We start from the raw sequence: 13,500 nt of genomic DNA, 5'->3' as shown, positions 1-13,500 counted from the left end.
CACCGGAAGGAACCACCACATGAACAGCTTCGACGCCCCCGCCACCGCGCGCCGGCTCCACCAGGTCAGGCCCCGCGACGTTGCGGACCTGACTGTCACCGCCGCGTACCCCTGCATCTCGGTCCTGATGCCGACCGACCCAGGGCCACGGATGACGTCTCCAGACGCGGAACGGCTGCACGGCCTCGTCGAGGACGTGGACCGGCAGCTGCGCGAGCACGGGGTCCCTGCGCGCGCCCGCCTGATGCGCAAGCTCGCCAGCCGGGTGCAGCAAGTCGCCGGCCAGCCCACCGACCGGGCGGTGGCGATCTATGTGAGCCTGGCGGTGAGCCGGACCTTCTGGCTGTCGATGCCGGTCACGGCCCGCGCCGTGGTGGAGCACACCTTCGCCACCCGTCCCCTGGTCACCACCCTGCATCGGACGCCGCCACATGTCCTGCTGCTCCTGCACCCGACCTGCGCCCACCTGTACCAAGGGGCCGACGGAGGGCTCCGGCTCGTCTGGTCTCGAGACTCGTTCCAGGGGCCCAGCCCCGTCAGGGTGCCTCAACAGGGCCACGGGGATGTCGAGGAGGCCGTGGCAGACCTGGTCGATGGCTTCCTACGCGCAGTCGACCACCTGCTCGGCCGCTACCGCGCCGAGCACCCGAGCCCACTGGTCCTGGGCGGGTCCCCCCATGTGGTCGACCGGTTCAGCGCCCTCAGCCGCAACCTCAACCGGCTCGCCGGACGCATCCCGCCCGCTCGGGTCGAGACGGGGCTCGACCTGGCGCGAGCTTCATCGGAGGTCGTGGAGCACTACCTCCGGTCCCGCCGCGAGGAGGCTCTGAGCCAGCTGCGCAACGCCCTGGCTTCGCGTCCGGGTGACGTCGCCAGCGGGATGGCCGCCTGCTGGCAGGCCGTGCACCGGCGGGCCCCCGCCATGCTGCTCGTCGAACAGGACTTCATCAGCCCTGGCCGGCCCGAGGACTACGCAGTTCCGGCTCCGGGACCCCGTCCTCGATCGGTGGCGCCGGTCGTGCACGATCTGGTGGACGACCTCATGGAACTGGTCATCATGCGAGGGGGGCAGCTCGCGCTGGTGGACAACGGAGACCTGGCAGCACGCGGCCGGGTGGCGTCGCTCAGTCGGCCCTCGGATGCCGCCGGTGGACCAGGTCCGCGAATTCCCCCAGGCTGACATCGACCCCGAGCTCATGACGGGAATGGACCGACCTCATGACTCGGTCGCAGTTCCTCCGGCCCAAAGTCATCCGCGCCGGGTGAGGCCCATGAGGCCCGCCGGCACCTACCGTCGCATGGTCCAGACCCTCCGGTGGCCCGGTGAGGAGCGTCGATGGCCGAGCAACCCAACATCCTGGCGATCTGGGGCGACGACATCGGGATCAGCAACCTGAGCTGCTACAGCCAGGGGCTGATGGGCTACCGGACGCCGAACATCGACCGGATCGCCGAGGAGGGTGCGCTCTTCACCGACTACTACGGTGAGCAGAGCTGCACTGCCGGTCGGGCGGCGTTCATCTGCGGCCAGAACCCGATCCGCACCGGCCTCACCAAGGTCGGCTTCCCGGGTGCCGACATCGGGCTCCGCGCCGAGGACCCGACGATCGCTACCGCCCTGAGGGCGCACGGGTATGCGACGGGTCAGTTCGGCAAGAACCACCTCGGGGACAAGGACGAGTTCCTGCCGACCATGCACGGCTTCGACGAGTTCTTCGGCAACCTCTACCACCTCAACGCCGAGGAGGAGCCCGAGCTCGACGATTACCCCGCCCCTGCTGACTTCCCGCAGTTCAAGGAGAGGTTCGGTCCGCGCGGCGTCGTCCACTCCTGGGCGAACGGCGACGGTACGCAACGGATCGAGGACACCGGGCCGCTCACGAAGAAGCGGATGGAGACCGTGGACGACGAGTTCGTCGCCGCTGCCTCCGGCTTCATGCGCGACAAGGCGGCGGCCGATCAGCCCTTCTTCGTCTGGTTCAACTCCACGCACATGCACTTCCGCACGCACGTGAAGCCTGAGAGCAAGGGGCAGGCGGGGCGGTGGCAGTCGGAGTACCACGACGTGATGATCGACCACGACAAGCAGGTCGGTGAGCTGCTCGATCTTGTCGACGAGCTGGGGATCGCCGAGAACACCATCGTCGTCTACTCCACCGACAACGGTCCCCACACCAACTCCTGGCCCGATGCCGGGACGACTCCGTTCCGAGGTGAGAAGAACACCAACTGGGAGGGGGCCTACCGCGTGCCGGCGGTCGTCCGCTGGCCGGGACGCATTGCGGCGGGCACGGTCCTCAACGGCATCTTCGCTCACAACGACTGGTTCCCGACCTTCCTCGCGGCCGCGGGGGTGCCCGACATCGCCGAGCAACTGAGAGGCCGCGCCGAACTCGGGGCAACGACGTACAAGGTGCACCTCGACGGTCACAACCAGCTGCCCTACCTGACCGGTGTGGTGGACCAGAGCCCGCGTTCGTTCTTCTTCTACGTCTCCGATGACGGAGATCTGACCGCGGTGCGCTACGACAACTGGAAGCTGGTGTTCAAGGAGCAGCGCTGTGAAGGCACGCTGCGCATCTGGGCCGAGCCGTTCACCGAGCTTCGGGTCCCGCTGGTCTTCAACCTGCGTACCGACCCGTACGAGCGCGCGAACATCACCTCGAACACCTACTACGACTGGCTGCTCGACCACGCGTTCCTGGTGCTGCCCGCCCAGGCGTTCGTCATGCAGATGATGCAGACCCTGGCCGAGTTCCCGCCGCGGCAGAAACCGGCCAGCTTCGGCCTGGAGCAGGTCCTCGAGAAGCTGCAGCAGGGTCTGCCCAGCGCATGACCGTGACCGGGACCGCGCCGGGGCTCGTCCACCTTCCGGGAGGGACGTTCCTGATGGGCTCCGACGCCCACTACCCGGAGGAGGCGCCGACCCACCGGGTGAGGGTCGATGCGTTCTCGATCGAGGCGGTCCCGGTCACCAACGCGCGCTTCGCGGAGTTCGTCCGGGCCACCGGCCACGTCACCGTCGCCGAGCGACCGGTCGACCCCACCGACTTCCCGGGCGCGCCGGCCCAGAACCTGGTCCCGGGCTCACTGGTCTTCACGCCCACCACCGGACCGGTCGACCTGCGGCACCTCAGCCAGTGGTGGACGTGGACCCCCGGCGCCTCCTGGAGCGCGCCGGAGGGACCCGGCAGCTCGGTCAAGCGACGTCCGGACCACCCGGTGGTACACGTCGCCCACGAGGATGCCCGGGCGTTCGTCGACTGGGCCGGACTCGACCTGCCGACCGAGGCCGAGTGGGAGTACGCCGCTCGCGGCGGCCTCGAGGGCATGGCGTTCACCTGGGGAGACGAGGCACGCCCTGGCGGTCGGATCATGGCGAACACCTGGGACGGCCCGGACTTCCCGTGGCGGAGCACCAAGGAGAGCGGTTACACCCGCACCTCGCCCGTCGGCAGCTTCCCGCCGAACGGCTTCGGACTCCACGACATGGCCGGCAACGTCTGGGAGTGGACCGACGACTGGTGGACCAGCCGCCACCCCGAGGACGCGGCGTCGCCCTGCTGCGTGCCGGACAACCCGCGCGGCGGCGACGTCGAGGCGAGTTACGACGCCCGGCAGCCGCAGTTTCGGGTCGGACGCAAGGTGATCAAGGGCGGCTCCCACCTGTGCGCCGACTCCTACTGCCTGCGCTACCGACCGGCGGCGCGTCGGCCGCAGATGGTCGACACCGGCATGAGCCACGTCGGCTTCCGGTGCGTGCGCCACCAGGCGCCGGGTGCCTGAGACCACCGCAGTCACTCTCGTGTGCGCACACTGCGCACTCACTTCGCGATCAACGCGCCGGCAGTGCGGCCGAGCTGCTGGCGTGGTACCGGTGCGGTCGGAAGTTGGCGCATGACGCCGAGCTGGTGGCGATGCCGCTGCTGAGCCGTACGGGGACGTGAGCCACTATCCGTGTGACGGCCACTGGCAAATCGGGCGGACGCCGGAGCAAACCGACCGTTGAGCCGTCATGCAAAACCGCCTCTGTCCCGCGTGTTCGCAGGTCAGAGGCGGTTTTCTTCGGTCGGGCTGACAGGATTTGAACCTGCGACCCCTTGACCCCCAGTCAAGTGCGCTACCAAGCTGCGCCACAGCCCGAAGGCCTTCCGTGGAAGGCCGGGGGAACACTATCGCAGGCCGCCACGGATCCGGAATCGGGCTCGGCTGCGATGACCAAAGCCCCTGAACCACAGGCGTCGCGTCAGACGACCATGGCCCATGCCCAGCCCTTCTCTCACCTTCCTGGGTGCGACCGGCACCGTGACCGGCAGCCGGTTCCTGGTCGAGCACGACGACGCCCGGGTCCTCGTCGACTGCGGCCTCTACCAGGGGCTCGCCGACCTGCGGCACCGCAACTGGGAGCCGCTCCCGGTCGACCCGGCGACGGTCGACGCGGTGGTGGTCACCCACGCGCACCTCGACCACTGCGGCTACCTGCCGCGGCTGGTGCGTGAGGGGTTCACCGGACCGATCGTGTGCACCGAGGACACCGCCGAGCTCGCGACGATCGTGCTGCGCGACAGCGCCCGGCTCCAGGAGGAGGACGCGGGCTACGCCAACGAGGTGGGCTACTCCAAGCACCGACCCGCGCTGCCGTTATACGACAGCTCCGATGTGGAGAAGACGCTGCCCCTGATCCGACCCACGGCCTTCGACGACCCCGTCGAGGTCGCGGCCGGAATGGTGGCCACGCTGCGGCCCGCCGGCCACATCCTCGGCTCCTCGACCGTCGGTCTGGAGGCCGACGGCGGGTCGGTGCTGTTCAGTGGGGACCTCGGCCGCACCGGCCATCCGCTGCTGCGGCCGCCGGTGGACCCGCCCGCGTGCGACGTGGTGGTCGTCGAGTCGACGTACGGCGACCGCCGCCACCCACCGCGGGACCCCGACGTGCTGGCGAGCGCGGTCCGGCGGACCATCGGCCGTGGGGGCAGCGTGCTGATCCCGGCGTTCGCCGTCGACCGCACCGAGCTGGTCATCCTCGAGCTAGGCCGGCTGGTGAAGGCCGGGCAGATCCCGCGCGTCCCGGTCTTCGTCGACAGCCCGATGGCGCTCGCGGCCCTGGCCGTCTACCGGCGGGCCCTCTTCGAGGGCTCGGTGCAGCTGCGCGAGGACGTGCGGGGCGTGCACGAGCTGCTCGAGGGCGAGGACCTGCACCCCATCCACGACGCAGCCGCGTCCCGACGGCTCAACCGGCCGGGGAAGCCGTGCATCGTCGTCTCTGCTTCCGGGATGGCGACCGGGGGACGGGTGGTGCACCATCTCGCCGACCAGCTGCCGGACCCGCGCAACACGGTGGTGCTGGTCGGCTACCAGGCGGTGGGCACCCGAGGCCGCGCCCTGCAGGAAGGGGCCCGCTCCCTCAAGATGCACGGGCGCTACGTGCCGGTGCGGGCCGAGGTGGTCGACGTGCACGACTTCTCGGTGCACGCCGACGCCGACGAGACGATCCGGTGGCTCGGGCGGGCCCCGACCCCTCCCGAGAACGTGTACGTCGTGCACGGCGAGCCGGCCGCGACCCGGACGCTGGCCGACCGCATCGTCGACGAGCTCGGCTGGTGCGCGGTCGTGCCGCGCTACGGCGAGCGGGTGACGCTCAGTCCCCGAAGCGGAACGCGCGGCCGCTGAGGGACGCCGGGCGGATCTCGACCACGTTGTACTTCACGGTCCCGAGCCAGGACTCCAGGCCGATGTCGTCGGCACGGTGCTCCTCGTCCTCCTCGAGCCTTCGGGCCGTACCGCGGACCACCACGCTGTGGGCCTGCTCCCCGTCGTGCTCGTCGATCTCGAAGACCACGTCGGGGTGCATGACCACGCCGAGCAGCTTGTCGCCCTCGGCGGTCCGGAACAGCAGCGTGTCCCCGTCGACGCCGTAGTTCACCGGCACGAGGTTCACCTCCGTGCCGAGCCGGTAGGCGAGCCGACCGAACCGGCCGGCGCGCAGCAGCTCCCAGCACTGCGCGGTGGACAGCACGGTGATGCGCTCGTCGTGGTAGCCCATGGCCGTTCCTCCGGGCGTGCTCTGGTCCTGGTCTGTCCTGGACGGTCGTGGTGGGTCGTGGTGCTGAGAGCGTGGACCCGAACGGCCCCGACAGGCAGGGGAGGACGTCCCAGGGCCCGACGACCAAGGACTCGAGGGGGACTCGAGGAGGGCCTCGTGGGGTCGCGGCGTAGGTTCGCCCGAGACCCACCGACGAGAGGAACTCCATGACCCACCAGCCCACCGTCGCACTCCTCGGCATCGGCACCATGGGCGCTGGCATGGCCCGCAACATCGCCGCTGCGGGCCTGCCCCTGCGGGTGTGGAACCGCACCCGCGAGAAGGCCGACGCGCTCGCCGACGTCGCCACCGTGGCGGGCACCGTCAAGGAGGCCGTGAGCGGCGCGGACGTGGTCGTGACGATGCTGTACGACGCCGACAGCGTGGCCGCCACCATGGAGGAGGCGCGCGGGCACCTCGCCGACGACGCGGTGTGGCTGCAGCAGAGCACGGTGGGCGTCGCCGGGACCGAGCGGCTCGCCGAGCTCGCCGCCGACCTCGGTGTGGCGATGGTCGACGCGCCCGTGCTCGGCACCAGGAAGCCCGCGGAGGACGGTGCCCTGGTGGTGCTGGCCTCGGGCCCCGAGCACACCCGGGACCGGGTCGCCCCGGTGCTGGACGCGATCGGCAGCAAGACCCTGTGGATCGGCGAGGTCGGCGCCGGGTCCCGGCTCAAGCTGGCCGCCAACGCCTGGGTCTTCACGGTCGTCGAGGGGGTCGCGGAGTCCCTGGCCCTCACCCGCGAGCTCGGGCTCGACCCGGCGCTGTTCCTGGAGACGATCAAGGGCGGGGCCCTGGACGCGCCGTACGTCCAGGTCAAGGGCGGCGCGATGCTCGAGGGGTCCTTCGACCCGGCCTTCGCGCTGGGCGGTGCGCTCAAGGACGCCGAGCTGATCCTGGAGGCGGCCGGCGGGGTCGGACTCGACCTCGGGCTGCTGCCCGGCATCCGTGCCCACTTCGCCCGGGCCGTCGAGGCCGGGCACGGTGACCAGGACATGGCCGCGACCTGGCTCGAGCACTGACGGACCCGGCGGGGGCGTCACCGCGACGGAGCAGGCCCCGGCCGGTAGGCTGCTGGATGGACACGCCCCCGCAACGTTAGGACCACGAGCGCCTCCGATGGACGACTCCCGAAGTCGCCCGCCCTCCCGGCACCTGCATGGCTGCCATCTGGGAGGGCGTCGATGAACGCCTGGCTCCTCATCGCCGCGGCCCTGCTGCTGATCGCGGCCTGTGGGGTCTTCGTCGCGGCCGAGTTCTCGTTCGTGACCGTGGACCGCAGCCGGGTCGAGCAGGCGGCCGCCGAGGGGGACGCCGGTGCCCGCGGGCTCCAGCAGGCCCTGCGCACCCTGTCCACCCAGCTCTCCGGCGCCCAGGTGGGCATCACCGTGACCAACCTCGCCATCGGCTTCCTGGCCGAGCCGGCCGTCGCCGCGCTGATCGAGGACCCGCTCGCCGGGGTCGGCATGCCCCAGGGGGCAGTGGCGCCGGTGGCCGTCACGGTCGGCCTGGTCGTCAGCTCGGTGCTGACGATGATCTTCGGTGAGCTGGTGCCGAAGAACCTCGCCCTCGCCAAGCCGATGGAGGTCGCGCGGGCCACCCAGCGCTTCCAGCGCGGCTTCACCGCCGTCAACCGGCTCCCCATCCGGATCCTCAACGGCTCGGCCAACGCGGCGGTGCGCCGCCTCGGCATCGAGCCGCAGGAGGAGCTCCGGTCCGCCCGCAGCTCGACCGAGCTGGCCTCGCTCATCCAGCGCTCGGCCGACCAGGGCACCCTGGACGCCGACACCGCCGAGCTGATGGAGCGCTCGGTGGAGTTCGGCTCGCGCACCGCCGGGGAGATCATGACGCCGCGGGTGCGGACCGTGGGCGTCGACGAGAACGACCGGGCCAGCGACGTGATCGTCCTGACCCGCCAGACCGGGCACTCGCGGTTCCCGGTCCTCGACAGCGAGGAGAACGTGGTCGGGACCGTGCACGTCAAGAACGCGGTCGCGCAGCCGGTCCACGAGCGGGCGACCACCAAGGTCAAGCACCTGATGGCCAAGCCGATCGTCGTTCCGGACTCGCTGCGCCTGGACCCGCTGCTCGCCCTGCTGCGTGGGGACGGCTTCCAGATGGCCATGGTCCTCGACGAGTACGGCGGCCACGCCGGGATCGTGACCCTCGAGGACGTGATCGAGGAGATCGTGGGCGACATCGCCGACGAGCACGACCGGGTCGGCGCTCGCAGCCGCCAGCGACGCGACGGCAGCTGGTCGTTGTCCGGGCTGCTGCGCCCCGACGAGGTCGAGGACCTCACCGGCGTGGAGCTGCCCGAGAACGAGGACTACGACACGATCGCCGGGCTGGTGCTGCGCGCCCTGGGCCGGCTGCCCGAGGTCGGTGACCTCGCCGAGGTCCCCGTCCCGGACCGGTCCGGCCCCGACGAGGTCCGCGAACGGCTGGCGGTGCTGACGGTGGAGCGGATGGACGGCCGGCGGATCGACCGGGTCGGCCTGCGCGTGCTCGGCGAGGACACCCCGGCCCCGCCGACGACACAGGAGCCCGGCGCATGAGCCCGGTCGCCGCGATCCCCGTCGCCGTCCTGCTGCTGCTCGGCAACGCCTTCTTCGTCGCCGCCGAGTTCGCGCTCGTCTCGGCGCGCCGGGACCAGATCGAGCCCCTGGCGGAGGAGGGCTCCCGCGCCGCCCGCTCCACGCTGCGGGCCATGGAGAACATGTCGCTGGTGATCGGCGTGAACCAGCTCGGCATCACGGTCTGCTCCCTGGTGCTGGGCGCGGTGGCCGAGCCGGCGGTGGCGCACCTGCTCGAGCCGCTGCTCCACCTCGCGCACGTGCCGGAGTCGTTCCTGCACCCGGTCGCGTTCGTGATCGGCCTCGCGATCGTGGTCTACCTACACGTGGTCACCGGCGAGATGATCCCCAAGAACCTCGCCCTGGCCGGACCGGACCGGGCCGCCCTGCTCCTGGGGCCCCCGATCTGGTTCGTGGTGACGCTGCTGCGCCCGGTCATCTCGGTGATCAACCGGGTCGCGTCGGCGTTCCTCCGGCTGGCGGACGTCCGCCTGATGGACGAGGTGAGCTCCAGCTTCACCCGCGAGGAGGTCGCGGCGCTCGTGGAGGAATCGCGGGGGGAGGGGCTGCTCGAGGCCGACGAGTACGACCGGCTCGCCGGCGCGCTCGGCTTCACCGAGAAGACCGTCGCCGCGGTGCTGATGCCGGCCGACACCCTGGCCACCGTCCGTCGCGGCACCAGCGCCGCGGACGTCGAGGCCCTGTGCGCCTCGACCGGGTTCAGCCGCTTCCCCGTCGAGGGCGAGAACGAGGAGCTGCTCGGCTACCTGCACATCAAGGACGTCATCGAGCCCGACGAGACGCGCCGCGAGCAGCCGGTCGACGACAAGTGGATCCGCCCGTTCGCCACCGTGGGCGTCGACGACTTCCTGCACGACGCCCTCGAGACGCTGCAGCGGCGCGGGGCGCACATGGCCCGGGTGGTCGACGCGGCAGGGGCGACGCTCGGCCTGGCCACGCTCGAGGACGTGATCGAGGAGCTGGTCGGCGAGATCCGCGACGCCGCCCACCTCGAGGAGCACGTCTGACGCGGACCCGGCGGATATGGTGTGCTCGGCAGGGCCACCGCGCCTGTGCGACAGACCCAGGACCCCGACAGACGGCGAGATGCAGGCACCAGTGGCGGACGAACCGACGCGCGTGAACCGCGTGTGGACCCTGCCGAACCTGCTCAGCGCACTGCGGCTGGCGGGGGTGCCGGTGTTCCTGTGGCTCGTGCTCGGGCCGGAGGCGGACGTCTGGGCGCTGGGCCTGCTGGTGCTCTCCGGGGTCACGGACTTCCTCGACGGGTGGCTCGCGCGCCGGCTCGGGCAGACCTCGATCGTCGGGGAGGTCCTCGACCCGGTGGCAGACCGGCTCTACATCCTCGCCGTCGTGGTCGGGCTCGGGCTGCGCGAGATCATCCCGTGGTGGCTGGTCGTGCTGCTCCCGCTGCGGGACCTGCTGATGTGGGGACTGGTGCCGTTGCTGCGCACCCGCGGCTACAGCGCGCTCCCGGTGCACTTCCTTGGCAAGGCCGCCACGTTCAACCTGCTCTACGCCTTCCCGCTCCTGCTGCTCGGCGACGGCACCGGCGCCGCGGCGACCCTGGCGAAGGTGTTCGGGTGGGCGTTCGCGATCTGGGGCGTCGGCCTCTACTGGTGGGCCGGGCTGCTCTACGCCTGGCAGGTGCGCAAGCTGCTGGCCACCACCGAGCCCCGTGGACGGGGGGCGCGCGATGGCTGACCACCTCGCCGACGGCCGGTCGCCGCTGCCGGCCCGGGTCACGATGCCGCTGCTGACGCTGATCACCCAGCAGTCGCTCGACGAGGACTACCTCCACGCCGCCGAGCGTCGCGCCGCGGGCGCGCCGTTGCCCTCGCGCGGCCGGCCCCGCCGTACGGCGGCCGTGGTGATCGCCGCGTTCGGGCTGCTGGTGACCGTCGCGGCCGTGCAGACCTCCCGGGACGCCGGCGTCACCGACGCGAGCCGGGCCTCGCTGGTCTCGCAGATCGACTCCCGCCGCGAGGCCGTGTCCCGACTGCAGGACCGGATCGTCCAGCTCCGGGACGACAACGTGGGTCTGCAGCAACGCCTCGACCAGGTCTCGAGCACCGCGCAGGAGGCGAGCGGGCGGGTGCGTCGGCTCGGGGCGCGCTCGGGCTACCTGCCGGTGACCGGGCCCGGTGTCCGGATCACCATCGAGGACCCGCCGAACGCGGACGCGACCACGCTGGTCCGCGACGAGGACCTGGCCAAGCTCGTCGACGGGCTGTGGACGGCCGGCGCGGAGGCCATCGCGATCAACGGCCACCGGCTCACCGTGCTCAGCGCGATCCGCAACGTCGGCGTGGCGATCCACGTCAACAGCCAGCCGTTGACCCCGCCCTACACTGTGCTCGCGATCGGGGACACCAAGTCCTTGCAGGCCAAGCTCCTGTCCAGCGCGCTGGGCGGTGAGTTCTTCGGCCTGGCCCGCCAGCTCGGATTCGGCTACTCGATGCGCTCGGTCGACAAGATCGACCTTCCGGCCGCCCGGGGGCCGGGCCTCCGCTACGTCACCACCGGCGGCACCAACGACCAGAAGCCACCCGGGCCGCAGGAGGGGAACCAGTGATCGCCGCACTCGGCCTGCTCGTGGGCATCCTGTTGGGCCTGTTCTTCCGGCCCGATGTCCCGCTCGGCATGGAGCCGTACCTGCCGATCGCCGTCGTGGCGTCCCTCGACGCGGTCTTCGGCGGCCTGCGCGCCTACCTCGACGGGATCTTCGACGACAAGGTCTTCGTCGTCTCCTTCGTCAGCAACGTCGTGATCGCCGCGGCCATCGTCTACCTCGGTGACAAGCTCGGCGTCGGTGGCCAGCTCTCGACCGGCGTGATCGTCGTGCTCGGCATCCGGATCTTCTCCAACGTGGCGGCCATCCGCCGGCATCTCTTCCATGCCTGACCGCGAGCCCGAGCGGGGACAGCGCCCCGAGCCGCCACTGACCGGCCGTCAGCGGCTGCTGAGGGCGATGCGCCGCCCCTCCCGCGCCCAGGCCGTGGTGGCCGTGCTGCTGGCGGTCGTCGGCTTCGCCGCGGTCACCCAGGTGCGCGCCACCGAGGTCGACAACAGCTACGCCGGCCTCCGCGAGCAGGACCTGATCGACGTGCTGAACGGGCTCGCGGGCGCCACCCAGCGGGCCGAGACCGAGATCGCGCGGCTGGAGAGCACCCGCCGCGACCTGCAGACCAGCACCGACAACCGCCAGGCGGCGCTGGCCCAGGCCCAGGAGCGCGCGGACACGCTGGCGATCATGGCCGGGCTGGTGCCGGTGACCGGGCCCGGCATCCGGGTGACCGTCACCGAGAACGGGGCGCCGGTCGACGTCAACACGATCCTGGACACGATGGAGGAGCTGCGCGCCGCCGGCGCCGAGGCGATGCAGTTCAACGGCAAGGTGCGGGTGGTCGCCCAGACCGCGGTCGAGCCGGCCCCGGGCGGGATCTACGTCGACGGCCACCTGCTGACCGCGCCGTACGTCATCGACGCGATCGGCGACCCCCACAACCTCACCGGCGGCATGACCTTCCCCGAGGGGCCGCGTCAGCAGTTCGAGTCCGACGGCCAGAGCGTGCAGATCGAGCAGCTGCAGTCGCTCGACATCGAGAGCACCGTCGACGCGACGGCACCGGACTTCGCCCAGCCCGACACCTCCCAGTAGCCTGCGTCCCACGCGGACCGGCACTGCATCTCCGCAACATCCGCGTGGCAACCGACTCGATCCCCTGACACCGCTCGACCGACAGGAGTTCCCCGTGTACCCCGAGGACGTGAAGTACACCAGCGAGCACGAGTGGGTCCGCGACCCCGGCGAGCACGAGGGCTCGGTGCGCATCGGCATCACCCACTACGCCCAGGAGGCGCTCGGCGACATCGTCTACGTCTCCCTGCCCGAGGTCGGGGACACCGTCGAGGCGGGCGGCACCTGCGGCGAGCTGGAGTCGACGAAGTCCGTGAGCGACGTCTACGCCCCGGTCTCGGGGGAGGTCGTGGCCCGCAACGACGCGCTGGACGCGACGCCGGAGCTGGTGAACAACGACCCGTACGCCGGCGGCTGGCTCTTCGAGGTGGTCCCCACCGACCGGGCCGCGCTCGACGGGCTGCTCGACGCGGACGCCTACCAGGCCACGCTGGACTCCTGAGCCGCGCCGAGTCCGCGCGGCCCCCTGTGACGCCCCCCTGCGGGCTGATAGGTTTTCCACCAACCGTCAACCTCCACCCGGCCTTGAGGGTTAGGTCCACCGATCGGCTGTGGTGGTGACGAACCGATCCGGAGGTTGCCCGATGCCGTTCTGCACCGCGTGTGGCAAGCAGAACCCCGACGACGCCCGCTTCTGCGCCCAGTGCGGAACCCGCCTGGTGACCGCCGAGAGCCCCACCCCGCCGACCCCGCCGGGTGGCGAGCCGATGGGGGAGTCGACCGCGACCATCTCGATCGGCATGGGCGGCGACAAGGTCGAGACCTCCGACCGGCAGCTCAGCGCGGTGGACGCCGCCGCGGTGGACGCGCTCCCGTCCGGGCACGCCCTGCTGGTCGTGCAGCGCGGTCCCGGCGCCGGCAGCCGGTTCCTGCTCGACGCCGACGTGGTCAACGCCGGCCGGCACCCGGACAGCGAGATCTTCCTCGACGACGTGACCGTGTCCCGGCGGCACGCCGAGTTCCACCGCACCGGCGACACGTTCACGGTCAGCGACGTCGGCAGCCTCAACGGCACCTACGTCAACCGCGACCGGATCGACCGGGTCCAGCTCAAGGACGGTGACGAGGTCCAGATCGGCAAGTACCGGCTGGTCTTCTTCGCCGGGCACGAGGCCGGCTGA

14 protein-coding genes and 1 tRNA gene are annotated in these 13,500 nt (G+C 71.4%); 13 read left to right on the top strand and 2 right to left on the bottom strand.

The window, feature by feature from the left end:
* Nucleotides 1–19 precede the first annotated feature (19 nt).
* The 3 genes from BJZ21_RS10230 (at nucleotide 20) to BJZ21_RS10220 (ending at nucleotide 3,786) form a co-directional block, all read left to right on the top strand.
* Nucleotides 20–1,180 (top strand): baeRF3 domain-containing protein, encoded by a 1,161-nt coding sequence (locus BJZ21_RS10230; protein ID WP_179663637.1) that lies wholly within the window; start codon nucleotides 20–22, stop codon nucleotides 1,178–1,180.
* A gap of 156 nt (nucleotides 1,181–1,336) precedes the next feature.
* Complete coding sequence (locus BJZ21_RS10225; RefSeq protein ID WP_179663636.1) at nucleotides 1,337–2,836, top strand: arylsulfatase; 1,500 nt, start codon at nucleotides 1,337–1,339, stop codon at nucleotides 2,834–2,836.
* Complete coding sequence (locus tag BJZ21_RS10220; RefSeq protein ID WP_179663635.1) at nucleotides 2,833–3,786, top strand: formylglycine-generating enzyme family protein; 954 nt, start codon at nucleotides 2,833–2,835, stop codon at nucleotides 3,784–3,786. The genes BJZ21_RS10225 and BJZ21_RS10220 overlap by 4 nt, the downstream gene beginning before the upstream one ends.
* A 283-nt stretch (nucleotides 3,787–4,069) precedes the next feature.
* Here BJZ21_RS10220 and BJZ21_RS10215 read toward each other — a convergent pair.
* A tRNA-Pro gene (locus BJZ21_RS10215) sits at nucleotides 4,070–4,143 on the bottom strand.
* A 120-nt stretch (nucleotides 4,144–4,263) separates the two neighbouring features.
* On the opposite strand from BJZ21_RS10215, the gene BJZ21_RS10210 reads away from it, so the two are divergent.
* Nucleotides 4,264–5,670, top strand: coding sequence for an MBL fold metallo-hydrolase (locus BJZ21_RS10210; RefSeq protein WP_179663634.1), 1,407 nt, complete (start codon nucleotides 4,264–4,266; stop codon nucleotides 5,668–5,670).
* Here BJZ21_RS10210 and BJZ21_RS10205 read toward each other — a convergent pair.
* Nucleotides 5,639–6,043, bottom strand: a complete 405-nt coding sequence (locus tag BJZ21_RS10205; protein WP_179663633.1) for a pyridoxamine 5'-phosphate oxidase family protein — start codon at nucleotides 6,041–6,043, stop codon at nucleotides 5,639–5,641. The two genes, BJZ21_RS10210 and BJZ21_RS10205, sit on opposite strands and share 32 nt — an antisense overlap.
* 206 nt (nucleotides 6,044–6,249) lie before the next feature.
* On the opposite strand from BJZ21_RS10205, the gene BJZ21_RS10200 reads away from it, so the two are divergent.
* The 9 genes from BJZ21_RS10200 (at nucleotide 6,250) to BJZ21_RS10160 (ending at nucleotide 13,500) form a co-directional block, all read left to right on the top strand.
* Complete coding sequence (locus BJZ21_RS10200; RefSeq protein WP_179663632.1) at nucleotides 6,250–7,104, top strand: NAD(P)-dependent oxidoreductase; 855 nt, start codon at nucleotides 6,250–6,252, stop codon at nucleotides 7,102–7,104.
* 162 nt (nucleotides 7,105–7,266) lie between these two features.
* On the top strand, nucleotides 7,267–8,640 hold the full coding sequence (locus tag BJZ21_RS10195; protein ID WP_179663631.1) for a hemolysin family protein: 1,374 nt from the start codon (nucleotides 7,267–7,269) through the stop codon (nucleotides 8,638–8,640).
* Nucleotides 8,637–9,686, top strand: a complete 1,050-nt coding sequence (locus tag BJZ21_RS10190) for a hemolysin family protein (protein ID WP_179663630.1) — start codon at nucleotides 8,637–8,639, stop codon at nucleotides 9,684–9,686. Before BJZ21_RS10195 ends, BJZ21_RS10190 begins: the two co-directional genes overlap by 4 nt.
* 79 nt (nucleotides 9,687–9,765) lie before the next feature.
* Nucleotides 9,766–10,383, top strand: a complete 618-nt coding sequence (gene clsA, locus BJZ21_RS10185; RefSeq protein ID WP_179663629.1) for a cardiolipin synthase ClsA — start codon at nucleotides 9,766–9,768, stop codon at nucleotides 10,381–10,383.
* Nucleotides 10,376–11,254: a DUF881 domain-containing protein gene (locus tag BJZ21_RS10180; protein ID WP_179663628.1), complete on the top strand. Its 879-nt coding sequence runs from the start codon at nucleotides 10,376–10,378 to the stop codon at nucleotides 11,252–11,254. Before clsA ends, BJZ21_RS10180 begins: the two co-directional genes overlap by 8 nt.
* On the top strand, nucleotides 11,251–11,583 hold the full coding sequence (locus tag BJZ21_RS10175) for a DUF1290 domain-containing protein (RefSeq protein ID WP_179663627.1): 333 nt from the start codon (nucleotides 11,251–11,253) through the stop codon (nucleotides 11,581–11,583). The genes BJZ21_RS10180 and BJZ21_RS10175 overlap by 4 nt, the downstream gene beginning before the upstream one ends.
* On the top strand, nucleotides 11,576–12,340 hold the full coding sequence (locus tag BJZ21_RS10170) for a DUF881 domain-containing protein (protein ID WP_179663626.1): 765 nt from the start codon (nucleotides 11,576–11,578) through the stop codon (nucleotides 12,338–12,340). Before BJZ21_RS10175 ends, BJZ21_RS10170 begins: the two co-directional genes overlap by 8 nt.
* Before the next feature lie 94 nt (nucleotides 12,341–12,434).
* Nucleotides 12,435–12,821, top strand: a complete 387-nt coding sequence (gene gcvH / locus BJZ21_RS10165; RefSeq protein ID WP_179663625.1) for a glycine cleavage system protein GcvH — start codon at nucleotides 12,435–12,437, stop codon at nucleotides 12,819–12,821.
* Between the two features lie 142 nt (nucleotides 12,822–12,963).
* The gene (locus tag BJZ21_RS10160) at nucleotides 12,964–13,500 is read left to right on the top strand and encodes a zinc-ribbon and FHA domain-containing protein (protein ID WP_179663624.1); all 537 of its coding nucleotides are present in this window, start codon (nucleotides 12,964–12,966) and stop codon (nucleotides 13,498–13,500) included.

The organism is Nocardioides panaciterrulae (assembly GCF_013409645.1).
Taxonomy (GTDB): domain Bacteria; phylum Actinomycetota; class Actinomycetes; order Propionibacteriales; family Nocardioidaceae; genus Nocardioides; species Nocardioides panaciterrulae.
Note: the sequence above shows the minus strand (reverse complement) of the source record. Positions and strands in the feature narration are given on the sequence as shown.

Excerpts from the sequence above, each read along its gene's own strand:
- BJZ21_RS10230 (WP_179663637.1), top strand. The coding sequence starts at position 20 with ATGAACAGCTTCGACGCCCCCGCCACCGCGCGCCGGCTCCACCAGGTC.
- BJZ21_RS10225 (WP_179663636.1), top strand. The coding sequence starts at position 1,337 with ATGGCCGAGCAACCCAACATCCTGGCGATCTGGGGCGACGACATCGGG.
- BJZ21_RS10220 (WP_179663635.1), top strand. The coding sequence starts at position 2,833 with ATGACCGTGACCGGGACCGCGCCGGGGCTCGTCCACCTTCCGGGAGGG.
- BJZ21_RS10210 (WP_179663634.1), top strand. The coding sequence starts at position 4,264 with ATGCCCAGCCCTTCTCTCACCTTCCTGGGTGCGACCGGCACCGTGACC.
- BJZ21_RS10205 (WP_179663633.1), bottom strand. The coding sequence starts at position 6,043 with ATGGGCTACCACGACGAGCGCATCACCGTGCTGTCCACCGCGCAGTGC.
- BJZ21_RS10200 (WP_179663632.1), top strand. The coding sequence starts at position 6,250 with ATGACCCACCAGCCCACCGTCGCACTCCTCGGCATCGGCACCATGGGC.
- BJZ21_RS10195 (WP_179663631.1), top strand. The coding sequence starts at position 7,267 with ATGAACGCCTGGCTCCTCATCGCCGCGGCCCTGCTGCTGATCGCGGCC.
- BJZ21_RS10190 (WP_179663630.1), top strand. The coding sequence starts at position 8,637 with ATGAGCCCGGTCGCCGCGATCCCCGTCGCCGTCCTGCTGCTGCTCGGC.
- clsA (WP_179663629.1), top strand. The coding sequence starts at position 9,766 with ATGCAGGCACCAGTGGCGGACGAACCGACGCGCGTGAACCGCGTGTGG.
- BJZ21_RS10180 (WP_179663628.1), top strand. The coding sequence starts at position 10,376 with ATGGCTGACCACCTCGCCGACGGCCGGTCGCCGCTGCCGGCCCGGGTC.
- BJZ21_RS10170 (WP_179663626.1), top strand. The coding sequence starts at position 11,576 with ATGCCTGACCGCGAGCCCGAGCGGGGACAGCGCCCCGAGCCGCCACTG.
- BJZ21_RS10160 (WP_179663624.1), top strand. The coding sequence starts at position 12,964 with ATGCCGTTCTGCACCGCGTGTGGCAAGCAGAACCCCGACGACGCCCGC.